Genomic DNA, 13,526 nt, shown 5'->3' on the forward strand with positions numbered 1-13,526 from the left:
CTAAACGCTGTGGTATTTATTGGCCTAAAAATCACCCCCAAGGCTGCCGAATTGTGCCCTTCATCACAATCGGCCGCGGGATCCGGGACAAGCCGGAACAGCAAAAGAGCCGGGACCACTTCCCCCCACGGAAGTGGTACCGGCTCTTCTTCCCGCCTCTGTGGCACTCAGCCGACGGGCGGCAGGCCCGTCAGGCCACAACGGGCGGCAGCATCAGGCTGGCACCCGGGATCGCGTGAAGCAGGGCCTTGGTGTAGTCCTGCTGCGGCGAATCGAAGACGTCGTCGGTGCTGCCGGTCTCCACGAGCTTGCCCTTCTGCATCACGCAGACATGATCGGCGATCTGCCGCACGACCGCGAGGTCGTGCGTGATGAAGAGGTACGTCAGTCCGAGATTGGACTGCAGCTCGGCCAGAAGGTTCAGTACCTGGGCCTGCACCAAAACGTCCAGGGCGGAGACCGCCTCGTCACAGATGATCACTTCGGGGTCGAGGGCCAGGGCCCGCGCGATCGCGACACGCTGCCTTTGCCCGCCGGACAGCTCGTTCGGGTACCGCTGCATGGTGGACTGCGGCAGCGCCACCTGGTCCAGGAGCTCCCGGACCTTCTTCTCCCGGCTGACCTTGTCACCGATCTTGTGGGTCCGGAGCGGTTCCTCGATGGTCCTGAAGATGTTGTACATCGGGTCGAGTGAACCGTACGGGTCCTGGAAAATCGGCTGGACGCGGCGCCGGAACTTGAAGATCTCCCGGCTGTTCAGGGTGGAGGTGTCCACGCCGTCGAATACGATCCGCCCCGACGTCGGTGCGAGCAGGTTGAGGACCATCTGGGCCACCGTGGACTTGCCGGAACCCGACTCCCCCACGATCGCCGTCGTCGTCCCGCGTTTGACGTTGAACGAGACGTTGTCCACCGCTTTGAAGTCCGTTGCCTTGCCCACTCCGGAGCGCAGCTTGAAGACCTTGCTGAGGCTTTCGACCTTCAGGACGTCGTCTGACAACGCCTTTTCGACCACAGCTTCGGTGGGCGCGAGGAGTTCTTCCGTCTGGATTCCTTCGGCCTTGGCGGCCTGGATCCTCCGGGAAGCCAGCGACGGCGCCGAGGCCACCAACCGCTGGGTGTAGGGGTGCTGCGGGTTACGAAGCAATTCGAGCGAAGGACCGGCCTCCACCACGTTGCCGCGGTACATGACCACCACTTTGTCCGCACGCTCGGCAGCCAGGCCAAGATCGTGGGTGATGAGCAAGACCGCCGTGCCGAGCTCCGCCGTCATGGTTTCGAGGTGGTCCAGGATCTGCCGCTGCACCGTGACGTCCAGGGCCGACGTCGGCTCATCCGCGATCAGGAGCCGCGGCTGGCAGGACAGGCCGATGGCGATCAGGGCCCGCTGGCGCATGCCGCCCGAGAATTCGTGCGGGTACTGCTTGGCGCGGCGTGCGGAGTCCGGCAGCCCGGCTTCGCCCAGGACGCGGGCGACGTCGGCAGGACCGCTGGGCTTGCCGTTGGCGCGCAGTGTCTCGCGGACCTGGTAGCCGATTTTCCAGACCGGGTTGAGGTTGGACATCGGATCCTGCGGAACCATGCCGATCGTGTTGCCGCGCAGCTCGATCATGCGCCGTTCCGGAGCATCGGAGATGTCCTCGCCGTCGAGCAGGATCTGCCCGCCGGAAACCCGGCCGTTCTCCGGCAGGAGGCCAATAGCGGCAAGCGCCGTCGTCGACTTTCCCGAACCGGACTCCCCCACAATGGCGACGGTCTCGCCGGGCATGATGGTCAGGTGGGCGTTCTTGACGGCCTGGAATTCGCCGCTCGCCGTCTGGAAGGAGATGGCGAGGTCCCGGATTTCCAGGAGCGGACGCTCTTCGGTTCCGGCTTCGTCGATGGTGATGTTGGACGTTGTCATGATTGCCTCCTTCATCGCTTGCGGCTCTTGGGATCAAGGGCGTCACGCAGCGCGTCGCCAAGCATGATGAAGCTCAGGACCGTGATGGACAGTGCGGTTGCGGGGAACATCAGCACCTCGGGGTTGGTGCGCAACGTGTCCTTCGCCGCGGAAATGTCGTTACCCCAGGACATGATGCTGCCGGGCAGGCCAATGCCAAGGAAGGACAGCGTTGCTTCCGTCACGATGAAGACGCCAAGCTCCATGGTGGCCAGGACGATGATCGGCGCGAGAGCGTTCGGAACGACGTGCCGGACCAGCGTACCGATCTTGGAGACACCGAGCGAGCGTGCGGCAGTGACGAAATCCGCGTTGCGGACCTCGATCACGGCACCGCGGGTGATACGGGCCATTTGCGGCCAGCCGAGCATCACGATGACCACGACCACCGTGAAGACGCTCTTGTTCTCGCGGAAGAAGGGGAGCTGGGTAACTACCAGCGCACCGAGGACCAAAGGCAACGCAAAGAAGATGTCGCCGATGCGGGCAATGATGGTGTCAACCCAGCCGCCGAAGAAGCCTGCCAGCGCGCCGAGCGTAACTCCGATGATCAGGACGAAGATGACGGAGACGACGCCGACGGTCAGGGATGCCTGCGTGCCGTGGATGACGCGGGAGTAGATGTCGCAGCCCTGGAAGGTGAATCCCAGGGGGTGGCCGGCCGAGGGGCCCGCCAGGGAGTCGCCCAGCTGGCAGTTGTCGTTCGGGGCTGTCTGGGTGAACAGGCCCGGGAAGAACGCGACGACCAGGAGCAGCACAATCATGAGCGCCGAGATGATGAAGAGCGGCCGACGGCGGAGCTTCCGCCAGGCATCCGCCCACAGGCTCAGGGGTGCTGCGTCGACCTTGAGGGTATCTGTCGCGAGCAGCGGTGTCTCGTCGATAGGGGCAACGTAGTGCTCGATCTGACGGTTACTTTTCATAACGGATCTACTTTTCATAGCGAATCCTGGGGTCAAGCCAGGCGTAAAGGAGGTCCACCAACAGGTTGGCGGCAACGAAGACCAGTACCAGCACGCTCACGATGGCGACGACGGTGGGGCCTTCGCTGCGGATCACGGCCTGGTAGAGCTTCTGGCCGACGCCGGGCACGTTGAAAATGCCTTCGGTGACGATCGCACCGCCCATCAAGCCACCCAGGTTCGCGCCCAGGTAGGTGACCACGGGAATCATGGAGTTTCGCAGGATGTGGGCCAGCACCACGCGGGGGCGGGAGAGGCCTTTCGCGGTTGCGGTGCGGACGTAGTCGGCGTTCATGTTTTCAATGACCGAGGCCCGGGTGAGGCGCAACACGTAGGCAAAGGACACGAGGCCAAGGACTGCGGCCGGAAGGATCAGGGTGCCCCAATCCGCGTTGGATCCAACGGTCGGCTTGGCCCAGCCGAGCTGCACGCCAACGACGAGCTGAAGCACGAAGCCCAGGACGAACGTCGGGACGGCGATGACCACGAGGGAGGCGACCAGCACGGTGGAGTCGAAGATCTTCCCCTTGCGCAGGCCGGCAATCAGGCCGAAGGCCACACCGAAGACAGCCTGGATGGCAAGGGCCTCGACGGCGAGCATCGCGGTGACCGGGAAAACGCGGCCAAGGGTGGCGGCGATTGGCTGGCCGGTGAAGTCCACCCCGAGGTTGAACGTGAAGAGGTTCTTGAGGAACAGGCCGTACTGGACCCAGAACGGCTGGTCGAGGTTGTATTGCTGGCGCAGCGCGGCAATGACCGACTCGCTGGGCGGCCGGTCGCCGAATAGGGCGCGGATGGGGTCGCCCGGGAGGGCAAAGACCATGAAGTACACGAGCAGGGTGGTTCCCAGGAATACGGGAATGACCTGCAGCAAACGCCGGAGGATGTACTGGGTCACAGCAACGGTTCCTGGGCGCTCTTGAAAATGTGGGGATTCATTAGGGACAGCTTTCGTGCCGAATCAAGGCATGGGGGCCCGGTTTGTGGCCGGACCCCCATACGCTAACGAGCTTGGAACGAGTCCAGTAGGACTACTTTGCGGTGATGTTGTAGTACAGCAGGACGCCGTTCCAGCCGGAGTCGACGTTGCTGACGTTCTGGCTCCATACAGCCTGGCGTGCCTGGTACCACAGGGGCAGGTTCGGGAGGTCCTTGAAGAGGATTTCCTGTGCCTGGGTGAACTTCTTGTTGGCGTCGTCCGTGGACTTGGACGCCAGGCCCTCGGTGAGCAGCTTGTCGAACTCGGGGTTGCTGTAACCCTCGTAGTTGGCACTGGCACCGGTCTTCAGCAGCGGGCCGAGGAAGTTGAACAGCGACGGGTAGTCTGCCTGCCAACCGGCGCGGGTGAAGCCCGGGAGGGTCTTGGCCGTGCGGAGGTTCAGGATCTCGGCGAACTTGGCGAACGGCTGGCCTTCTGCCTTGATGCCGAGGTTGTTCTTCAGGTTGTTGGCAACGGCGTCAATCCATTCCTTGTTGCCACCATCGGTGTTGTACGCGAGCTGAAGAACCTTGTCCGCGGGCCACGGGCTCATGGCGTTTGCCTTTGCCCAGAGGTCCTTGGCCTTCGCGGCGTCGAACTTCAGAACGTCGGAGCCGGTCACGTTGGCGTTGTAGCCGTCAATGGACGGAGACGTGAAGTCCTTTGCCGGAATACGGGTGCCGCTGTAGACAACCTTGGTGATTTCGTCGCGGTTGATGGCCATCGAGATGGCCTGGCGGCGGAGCTTACCGGCGTCTCCCTGGAACTCAGGCAGGTAGTTCGGGATGTTCAAGGTTGCGTTGCCGGCGTAAGCCTTGTTCAGGCTGTGGTCCGGGAAGTCCGTGGTGTAGGTCTTCAGGGCGTTCGTCGGCAGGACGTCGGTAACGTCAAGGTTGTTGGCCTGGACGTCCGTGTAAGCCGGAGCCGGGTCGGTGTAGAACTTGAAGGTCACGCCGCCGTTCTTGGCCATACGGGTGCCCTGGTAGTCCGGGTTCTTGACGAGGGCGATCTGGCTGTCGTGCTGCCAGGCACCCTTGGCGGCCATCTTGTACGGGCCGTTGCCGATGGGGTTTTCGCCGAAGGCCTTCGGGTCCTTGAGGGCGTCGGCCGGGAGCGGCATGAAGGCGGAGTAGCCGAGGCGCTGCGGCCAGTCGGCCTCCGGCTGTGCCAGCTTGACCGTGATGGTCGAATCGTCCTTCAGCACCAGGCCGGACATCGTCTGGGCGGTCGGTGCGGGAGTCGACTTTGACTTGCCGTCCGCGCCCTTGGTCTTCGTGACGGCGCTGACTGCGTCGTAGCCTTCGATGGATTCGAAGAAGCTGCTGCTGGACTGGGCGTTGGTGCTCAGTGCGGCGAAGTTCCAAGCATCAACGAAGCTCTTGGCAGTGACTGCCTCGCCGTTGGTGAACTTGGCGCCCTTCTTGACCTTGATGGTGTAGTTCTGGCCGTCGCTCGTGTCAATGGATTCCGCGAGTGCGTTCACGGACTTGCCCCTGGCGTCGTAGCTGGTCAGGCCTTCGAACAGGAGGTCGACAACGCGGCCGCCGTACACCTCGTTGGTGTTGGAAGGGATCAGGGGGTGCTGGGGTTCATTGCTGTATGCGGTGATGATTTTGTTCGGATCGCCGGCAGCGGTCTGGCCACTGCTTCCGGAGCCAGAGCTGCCGCATCCGGTGAGGGCAAGTGCGGCGACTGCCAGCAAGCCAAGAGCTTTGGAAGTGCGCGAAAAACGCATTCCGCCTCCTAAGGATTCAGGGGGATGGGTCGGGGCAACTCATAGCTGCCCCCGGGGCCAGGCACAGAATTATCCTGTGACGCGGCCTACATGGATGTGTAATCCTAACCACACCTTGTCCGAAATATGGAATCCCATTGGCATGAACAACGAAGTGTGCTCTTGACAGTTTTAGTAATGAAGCAGTCATTTCAAGTAAATGAAGCGGTCATTTCACGTAATGGGTGTTTCATTGCTACACTCGACATGCCTGACCCTTGTTTTTCCCCGGAATGTAGGGCTTTTTCAGGCACCCCGAAGAGGGACAACGGAGACACCCAGCGCCTCAAAAAACACGAAAAGAGCCCCCGCCGGCCAATGGCCACGGGGACTCCTTTGCGGTTGCGACAGCGAGTACGTGCCGCCGGGAATGCCTCCCGGGTTGCTACTCGATCCCGGCGGCCATGAGCTGGGCGCGCAGTTCCCGGCGCTCGCGCTGCTTCTCAGGGTCCGGAAGGGGTACCGCAGCCAGCAGCCTCTGCGTGTAAGGCTCCTGCGGATTGCGAAGGATCTGTTCCCGGGTGCCCTGCTCCACGATCCTGCCGCGCTGCATCACGCAGATCCGGTCTGCGAGCACATCAACCACGGCGAGGTCGTGCGTGACGAACAGGCACGCGAATCCCAGCTCCCTCTGCAGGTTCTGGAAGAGTTCCAGGACCTTTGCCTGTACCGAAACGTCGAGCGCCGACGTCGGCTCATCAGCGACCATGAGCTTGGGCTGCAGCGACAGCGCCCGGGCAATGCCGACGCGCTGCTTCTGGCCGCCTGACAATTCATGCGGATACCGGTTGCGGTAGCCGCGCGGCAGTTCCACCTGGTCCAGGAGGGTCTCAATCCGTTTCTGCAGATCGACGCCCTTCGCGACCCCGGCGAGGTACATCGGCTCGCCGATACTTTCGCCGATGGGCAGCCGCGGGTTCAACGACGACGACGGATCCTGGAACACCATGCCGATGTCCCGCCGCACTTCGTGCAATTGCTTTCCATTCCGCTTTGCAGCGGAAATGTCCTGACCCACAACACGCATGCTGCCTGCGGCTACCGGCAAGAGTCCGACGGCGGCGCGTCCAATGGTCGTTTTGCCCGATCCGGACTCCCCAACAAGGCCTACCACTTGACCGGGGTAGATCACGAGGTTGGCTTCCTCGACGGCGCGGAATGCGGGAACCCGGCCCTGTTTGGGGTACTCGATAGCCACGTCGATCAGCTCAAGCACGGGCTCACCCTTGGGCTTGGCAGCTTCTTCTGCCGCTGTCTTCAAAGCAGCCTGGTTCTCGAGTTCCCTCCGGACCAGCTCATCGTGATCGACCGATTCCAGCTCCGTATTAGTTGCCGCAGCCAATGCTGCGGTCACGTCGACGTCGGCCGTGTCCGCGCCCTGCCCCAGATGGGGAACAGCGGCTAGCAGAGCTTGTGTGTATTCGTGCTGCGGGTTGGAGAAGATCTGTTGCGCAGTACCGCTCTCTACGATGACGCCCTTGCGCATCACCGCAATGCGATCGGCGAGGTCGGCCACCACGCCCATGTCGTGGGTGATCAGGACGATGGCACTGTCCAGCTTGTTGCGCAGGTTGCGCATCAGGTCCAGGATTTCGGCCTGGACAGTCACGTCCAAGGCAGTAGTGGGTTCGTCTGCGATCAGGAGTTTAGGATCACAGGACAATGACTGCGCGATCATGGCTCGCTGCCGCTGGCCGCCGGAGAGCTGGTGAGGATAGGACTTGAAGGCCTTCTCGGGGTCTGGCAGCTCCACCAGGTCGAGCATGCGCACGGCCCGCTGCCTGGCTTCATCAGGGGAGATCGAGTTGTGCAGCCGGATCGTCTCCACTATCTGCGCACCCACGGTGTACACGGGGTTGAGTGCGGTCATGGGCTCCTGGAAGATGACCGCGACGTCCTTGCCCCGGACTTCCCGGATATTGCCTGACTTGTCACCCAGTAACTCCTTGCCCGAGAGCTTGACACTCCCCCGAACCCGGCTGTTGCTGGGCAGCAAGCCGAGCAGGGCCATGGAACTAGCACTCTTGCCGGAACCAGACTCGCCGACGATCGCGAGGACCTCGCCGGCCCTGACCTCGTAGTTCAGTCCGATGGCGGCAGGGACCCATTTCTTGTCGACACCGAAGTCGACGCTGAGATCGCGTACTTCCAGGACCATGGCCCCGCGCGCGCTCTTGTCCGACTCGGTCTCGAGGTGGGTAGCCTCCGGTTCGGGGCTGGCGTTGTCAGTCATGTTGGGTCTTCCCTTCCACCCGGGCCACCCTCCAAGGGGTGATTAGTGAAGTAGCCCGGAATCCTGAATTATTAGGGGCATGAGCAGAGCGCCGTATGCCGGAAATGTCGAAATCTTCAAGGCCCGCACCAGCAAGATGTTTGCTTGGATCTGCTGGGCAGTTGCCGTTTTCGGAGTTGTCGTTACGCTCGTGGCAGCCGGGCCGCGCGCCCTTCCGGGCACCACTCCCCTGCTCTTCATAGCGTTCCTTGGCTGGTTGCTTTTCTGGCGCCCGGTAGTGGTGGTCAGGGATTCCGGCGTCGCGCTGGAGAATCCCTACCGGACCATCGATGTTCCGTGGGACGCCCTGGTGCAGGTTGATACCCGCTTCGCCCTCACCCTCGTGACGCCTCACAAGAGGTACCCGGCCTGGGCTGCTCCCGCGCCGGGAATCTGGGGCGGGCGCAATGCCCGCCCCGAGCACCTCAAGGGACTCCCGGGCACCACCTACGGCCCCGGCAGCTCGGTTCGCCCCGGAGACCTCAAGAACACCGATTCGGGTGCCGCAGCGGTCCTCGTCCGCACCCGCTGGCAGGACCTCGTAGAAGCCGGACGCGTAGAACCCGGCCGGGCTGAGGACGCTTTGGTGACGGTCGCCGTCGGATGGTTCCGGATAGCGGCAACCGTGGCCCTGGCCGCGGCCAGCTACTGGGCGGTCTTCCTTTAGGAGGTTTCCCTGCACGGGTAGCACTCAGCTGCCTTTCGAGGCATCGGCAACCGGCGCCGTCGTGCTGGAGTGGCGCGCTGTTTCGACGGCGGTCTTGGCTTTGAACTTCTTCTGCCGCGGATCGAACGCGTCCCGCAGTCCGTCGCCGATGAAGTTGATGCTCAAGCAGATGAGGATGATGAACAGGCCGGGGAACCAGAACAACCACGGCCTTGTGGCGAAAGCTTCTTGGTTTTGCGCAACCAACAGGCCGAGCGAGGTATCGGGAGCCTTCACGCCGAGGCCCAGGTAGCTGAGGGCGGTCTCCAGCAGGATCGCTGCGGACATGGTCAGCGTCACGTTGACGATCAACACACCGACGGCGTTCGGGAGGATGTGCTTGAAGATGATCCTTGCGTTGGAGGCTCCGGAGATCCTGGCTGCGTCTACGAACTCCCGCTCGCGCAGGGTCAGGAACTCACCGCGGACCAGGCGGGCGAGGCCCACCCAGAGGACGAAGCCAAGGAAGACGCCAAGAATGACGACGCCGTTGTTGGAAGCGAATCCTGCAATCCAACTGCCTTCATCCCTGCGGTTGGCAATCTGGCCAACCACGGCCGCAAGGAGCAGCACGGGGATGATGATGATGACGTCGGTGAGGCGCATGAGGACGGCTTCCACCCAGCCGCGGAAATAACCGGCAAGGCCGCCGACGATTGCGCCGACCGCACCCGCGATGGCGCCGATCAGGACCATGACAGTGATGGACTGTTGGGCACCGCGCATGGTCATGGCAAACAGATCGCGTCCAATCCTGTCCTGGCCGAACGGGTGCTCTCCCCAGGCAAGCGGCCACAACGACGACGTCGGGACACCATCGTTGACGAGGGGCGAAACATCCACGTGGTTGTACTTCCACCACCCAGGGATGCCAAAAGCACCCACTGAAGTGAAAGCGAGCAGGAAGATCGCAGCGAATACTGCGAGCCCGATCAAGGCACCGGTGTGGCCAAAGAACCGTTTACGGACAATCTGGCCTTGGCTGAGGCCACCGGTAACTTCGATGCCGGCCTCGGCCCGTGCTGCTTCGGCAAGCGCCTGTTGTGCCAGAATTTCTTCCTCTTGGGTTGGCTGGCTCATGCTTTGATCCTTACGCGTGGGTCGAGAGCGGAGTAAGCGAGGTCCGCTACGAGGTTGAAGACCATTGCGGTGATGGCGACGCACAGGAAGACGCCCATCACCGGGTTCACGTCGGAGCGTTGCAGTCCGTCAATGAAAAGGAAGCCCATGCCGCGGACGGAAAACACCGATTCCGTGATGACCGCACCACCTATCAATGCGCCGATGTCGAACGCGACGATCGTCGCGATGGGTATCAGGGCGTTCCGGAACGCGTGGCCCATGATCACGGACCGTTCGCTCAAGCCCTTCGCCCGTGCTGTCCGGATGTAGTCCATGTTCATGATTTCCAGCATCGATGAGCGCGTGAACCGTGTGTAGCTGGCCAGGGAGACCAGGATCAGGGCGATCGTGGGCAATACGAGGTGGGTGAGCGTATCGGTGGACATGATCCAGAAGTCACCCTGGATGTTCGGGGTTCCCGCCCCGATGGTGGCGATGGGACGCCCACGAACCCGGCTGTTGTTGAAGTACGACGGCCATGCCTGCATGAAGCGGTCCAGGACCACGAGCGCTCCGACCAGGAACGCCGTGATAGCGGCGGCACGCATTGACTGTCCACGGTCGAAACCGCCCATGAAGTACCCGACGGCCACGCCAACAAGGACGGTGGCGATGCCAAGGAGGAATATCATGAGCCCGGTCGCGTCATTGAGCAACGGCTGGACAGCGAAGTAGGCGATCACGCCGATGCCCACAACAATCAGGCTCGATTGCAGGGCCTTGCGGTTCTTGAGCCCTGAAACCAATACCGTGACTCCGAAGGCAATTCCCACTCCAAGAATGGCGATGATGACGGGACCCAAACCTGGATTGCGGAACCACTGAGTCAGGGAGAAGTAGAAAAGGATAAGGGAGACAGCCGCGAAGACCGAGCCGCCGACGATCAGTCGGCGTTTGGCCGCTCCACCGACGACTACTGCGGCGATGACGCCGAGAACGGCACCGATCCCCAAGGCCACGGCAGGCGGTATTTCCGGATTTCGAAGGAAGTCGTTGAAGCCGATGGCACCGAATTCCTTGAGGAGGACGGCCACCCAGAAGATCGGCAGCGAGAAGAACAGGAACGCCATGAACGTCACGCCGTAGTCCAAGGCGCTGTACTGACGGAGGGCGGTGACGATGCCGAGGGAGATGCCGATCAGGATGGCCAGGACTGTGGCGCCCGTGACGAGCGTGAGCGTTTGAACCAAGGCAAAGCCGAGAGCCTCCGTAATTGGTTGTCCGGCGATGTTCTTGCCAAGGTTGCAGGCGTTTCCAAACGGCACAACACATTGGGCCGCACCGCCAAGCCATTTGAAATAGCGCAACGGCGGCGGAGTGTTGAGATCAAGCAGATTGATGCGGGCATCCATCAGCGCTTGCCGGTTCGGCGCGCTGCTGGCTCGGAATTCTGCCAGGGGATCTCCGGACGACGCTGTCAGGAGATACACCAGGAACGATGCTCCGAGAAGAATGAATGCGGCGGTAACCAACCGCCGGACAATATAGGTCAACATGGTGAGGAACCTCGAAATCCAGGCCCGGGTTCGCCGGCGCCCATCGCAGAATCGTGCCCGTTCCTTGGATGAGGTTGTGGGAAGCGGACAATATGCCGGTGCACCAACCAAAGCGCCGGGACCATGATACGTCGGTCCCGGCGCCTTGGCAGGTAATTTAGCTCAGCGAGCAAGGTTTACTTCTGAGCCCACTCCCAGAAGTTCCACCAAACACCAGTCTGGTTCGGCATGAGCTTCACGCCGGTGATGCGGTCGCTGTATGCGTCCACGTTCACTGACTGGAAGAGCGGAACACCGTAAGAGCTGTCCCAGATCTTCTTGTCGATCTGCTTCTGGAGATCGTCCTGCTTGCTGCGGTCGGTGGTGACCACGAGCTCCTCCATCAGCTTGTCCGCATCGGTGTTGCTGAACTGGTTGAAGTTGTTGCCACCAGCGGTCTTGAAGATCTGCGGAACACCGGAGACTCCGACACCCGGGTTGATCCACCCGAAGATGGTTGCGTCATAGCCGCCCTTGCCCAAGGCCTTGCCCCAGTCAGAGGCGCCCAAGCCGCCGTCGACGATCTTGAAGCCAGCCTTGGTGGCGGATTCGCGGATCAGCGAGAAAGCGTCAACACGGTTCGGGTTGTCCTTGTTGTACATGATGCGGATTTCCGGAGTCGCACCGTTCAGGAGCTTCTTGGCACCATCAATGTCCACGTCCTGGAAGGCCGAGGAGCCATTGTTCTTGGCGGAATCAGCGTACGCGGCCTGCTGGGGAACGAAGATCTGGGAGTCCAGCGGCTTCGCATTCGGATCAAGCTTGCCGATGATCTTGTTGACGATGTCCTTGCGGGGCACCGTCTTCATGAAGGCGGTACGTACGTTCTGGTCGGCCAGCGGACCCGAGAAGTTCAGGTCCAAGTGGTCGAAGGCCAGCTGGTTGCCCTGGTCGACGGTAACGCCCTGGCTGGAGAGTGCCTTCAACTGGTCGAGGGTGTCCGCAGAAGCCTGCGGGGCAATGATGTCCGCCTCGCCGTTCTTGAGGGCCTGGACCTGGGCCGGCGCCGAGCCGATGTACCGGACGGTGATTTCGTCAAGGTTTGGAGTCGGTCCCCAGTTGTAGTCCTTGTTGCGGACCATGGTGAGGGACTGGTCCTGGTTCATGCTCTTGACGATGTAAGGACCGTTCGAGAGGAACAGGGTCGGGTCGGCGGGAAGCGTCTTCGTATCGAAGCCGGTGTTCCACATGTCCGACATTGCCTTCAGCTTCGGATCCGCGGGAAGTGGTGCCTTGGAATCTCCGCGCGGCTTGCTCTTGAAGAAGTCAATCAGGGCCTGGGTGTCCTTCAGGCCGGCCTTCTGGGCGAGGACGTGGGCAGGAACGTCAATGCCGGGACCACCAAGCACGATCTCCCAGTCGGCGAAAGGCTTGGAGTACTTGAGCGTGAGGGTCTTGTTGTTGTTGCTGATCTCCGGAAAGTCCGTCAGGCTGAGGCCCGTGTTGTCGCCAGCGTACGAGAAGTAGGACGTACCCGTCTTGGCCTTGGAATCAGCGTCATCGTAGTAACCGGAGAAGGCCGCCCACTGCAGGAGGAGGTCAGCTGCGGAGACCGGGGTGCCGTCAGACCACTTCACACCGTCGTTGATGGTGTACTTGACGGTCAGCGGGTTGTCCGAGACCTTCTCCATCTTGCCGAACTTGTCGTTGTGAACGACGTTCAGCTTGTTGTCGATGTAGTAGAAGCCCGAGTGCGTTGCGTAGCTGACCTTGGAGTTGATGTCAGTATTGCCGTCGGCTGTGTTGGGATTGAACGTGTTGAAAGCGTTGACCTCGACCACAGTGGCCGTGCCACCCGTCTTGGCGGCTCCGGTGGATGGGGTATTGCCACCGGAATTGCCGGCACAGGCGCTCAGTGCGATCGCGGCGATTGCCGCGATACCCACTGCTTTGGAAGTACGTCCGAAACGCATTCCGCCTCCTATTTTTTGAGTGGAAAAAGCCGGCGCTGTTGACTCCGGCAGACTGCCACAACCCCCTCAGCAGGCTTGTGGCTGGTCTCACATGAGCAGTAGCCTAGCGCCCGGAACGGATGTTTGGGTCCAAAGTTTCCCGCCGGTAAAGTTTGTTATCGAGATGCAATCATTGAAGGACGTCCTAGTGGTTCCGTAATCCACGCCAACATGACATAAGCCACGATTCAAGGCGAACAGGGGCCTATGTCAGTTAATTCCCCATCACTGAACCCTCCAGGCCGGGAGAGACCGCGTGCGCCGCTGGCAGGGTGCAGGGGG

At 61.8% G+C, this 13,526-nt stretch carries 9 protein-coding genes; 1 reads left to right on the forward strand and 8 read right to left on the reverse strand.

Annotation, left to right across the window (positions count from 1 at the left end; translation table 11 throughout):
* Window positions 1–190: 190 nt before the first annotated feature.
* The 5 genes from QRN59_RS01055 to QRN59_RS01075 all read right to left on the reverse strand — a co-directional run bounded on the left by QRN59_RS01055 (window position 191) and on the right by QRN59_RS01075 (window position 7,890).
* The gene (locus QRN59_RS01055; protein ID WP_284980703.1) at window positions 191–1,903 is read right to left on the reverse strand and encodes a dipeptide ABC transporter ATP-binding protein; all 1,713 of its coding nucleotides are present in this window, start codon (window positions 1,901–1,903) and stop codon (window positions 191–193) included.
* An 11-nt stretch (window positions 1,904–1,914) separates the two neighbouring features.
* Entirely contained in the window at window positions 1,915–2,865 is a 951-nt protein-coding gene (locus QRN59_RS01060) for an ABC transporter permease (protein WP_284980704.1), read from the reverse strand.
* Between the two features lie 7 nt (window positions 2,866–2,872).
* A complete protein-coding gene (locus QRN59_RS01065) occupies window positions 2,873–3,802 on the reverse strand; it encodes an ABC transporter permease (protein ID WP_284980705.1) in 930 nt (309 codons plus the stop codon).
* A 133-nt stretch (window positions 3,803–3,935) separates the two neighbouring features.
* On the reverse strand, window positions 3,936–5,618 hold the full coding sequence (locus QRN59_RS01070) for a peptide ABC transporter substrate-binding protein (protein WP_284980706.1): 1,683 nt from the start codon (window positions 5,616–5,618) through the stop codon (window positions 3,936–3,938).
* A gap of 424 nt (window positions 5,619–6,042) precedes the next feature.
* A complete protein-coding gene (locus QRN59_RS01075; protein WP_284980707.1) occupies window positions 6,043–7,890 on the reverse strand; it encodes an ABC transporter ATP-binding protein in 1,848 nt (615 codons plus the stop codon).
* Between the two features lie 79 nt (window positions 7,891–7,969).
* Here QRN59_RS01075 and QRN59_RS01080 point away from each other — a divergent pair, with 79 nt between their 5' ends.
* Window positions 7,970–8,596, forward strand: coding sequence for a PH domain-containing protein (locus tag QRN59_RS01080; RefSeq protein ID WP_284980708.1), 627 nt, complete (start codon window positions 7,970–7,972; stop codon window positions 8,594–8,596).
* Window positions 8,597–8,620: 24 nt separating this feature from the next.
* On the opposite strand, the gene QRN59_RS01085 is transcribed toward QRN59_RS01080, so the two are convergent.
* The 3 genes from QRN59_RS01085 to QRN59_RS01095 all read right to left on the reverse strand — a co-directional run bounded on the left by QRN59_RS01085 (window position 8,621) and on the right by QRN59_RS01095 (window position 13,205).
* Entirely contained in the window at window positions 8,621–9,715 is a 1,095-nt protein-coding gene (locus QRN59_RS01085; RefSeq protein WP_284980709.1) for an ABC transporter permease, read from the reverse strand.
* A complete protein-coding gene (locus tag QRN59_RS01090) occupies window positions 9,712–11,253 on the reverse strand; it encodes an ABC transporter permease (protein WP_284980710.1) in 1,542 nt (513 codons plus the stop codon). Before QRN59_RS01090 ends, QRN59_RS01085 begins: the two co-directional genes overlap by 4 nt.
* Before the next feature lie 176 nt (window positions 11,254–11,429).
* Window positions 11,430–13,205 carry an ABC transporter family substrate-binding protein gene (locus QRN59_RS01095; protein WP_284980711.1) on the reverse strand — a complete coding sequence of 592 codons (1,776 nt, stop codon included), beginning with the start codon at window positions 13,203–13,205 and terminating at the stop codon, window positions 11,430–11,432.
* Window positions 13,206–13,526: the final 321 nt, after the last annotated feature.

The sequence above is a fragment of the Arthrobacter sp. efr-133-TYG-118 genome, from assembly GCF_030209755.1.
GTDB lineage: Bacteria > Actinomycetota > Actinomycetes > Actinomycetales > Micrococcaceae > Arthrobacter.

Coding starts and splice junctions, on each gene's coding strand:
- QRN59_RS01080 (WP_284980708.1), top strand. CDS start 7,970: ATGAGCAGAGCGCCGTATGCCGGAAATGTCGAAATCTTCAAGGCCCGC.
- QRN59_RS01055 (WP_284980703.1), bottom strand. CDS start 1,903: ATGACAACGTCCAACATCACCATCGACGAAGCCGGAACCGAAGAGCGT.
- QRN59_RS01085 (WP_284980709.1), bottom strand. CDS start 9,715: ATGAGCCAGCCAACCCAAGAGGAAGAAATTCTGGCACAACAGGCGCTT.
- QRN59_RS01090 (WP_284980710.1), bottom strand. CDS start 11,253: ATGTTGACCTATATTGTCCGGCGGTTGGTTACCGCCGCATTCATTCTT.
- QRN59_RS01070 (WP_284980706.1), bottom strand. CDS start 5,618: ATGCGTTTTTCGCGCACTTCCAAAGCTCTTGGCTTGCTGGCAGTCGCC.
- QRN59_RS01075 (WP_284980707.1), bottom strand. CDS start 7,890: ATGACTGACAACGCCAGCCCCGAACCGGAGGCTACCCACCTCGAGACC.
- QRN59_RS01095 (WP_284980711.1), bottom strand. CDS start 13,205: ATGCGTTTCGGACGTACTTCCAAAGCAGTGGGTATCGCGGCAATCGCC.
- QRN59_RS01060 (WP_284980704.1), bottom strand. CDS start 2,865: ATGAAAAGTAACCGTCAGATCGAGCACTACGTTGCCCCTATCGACGAG.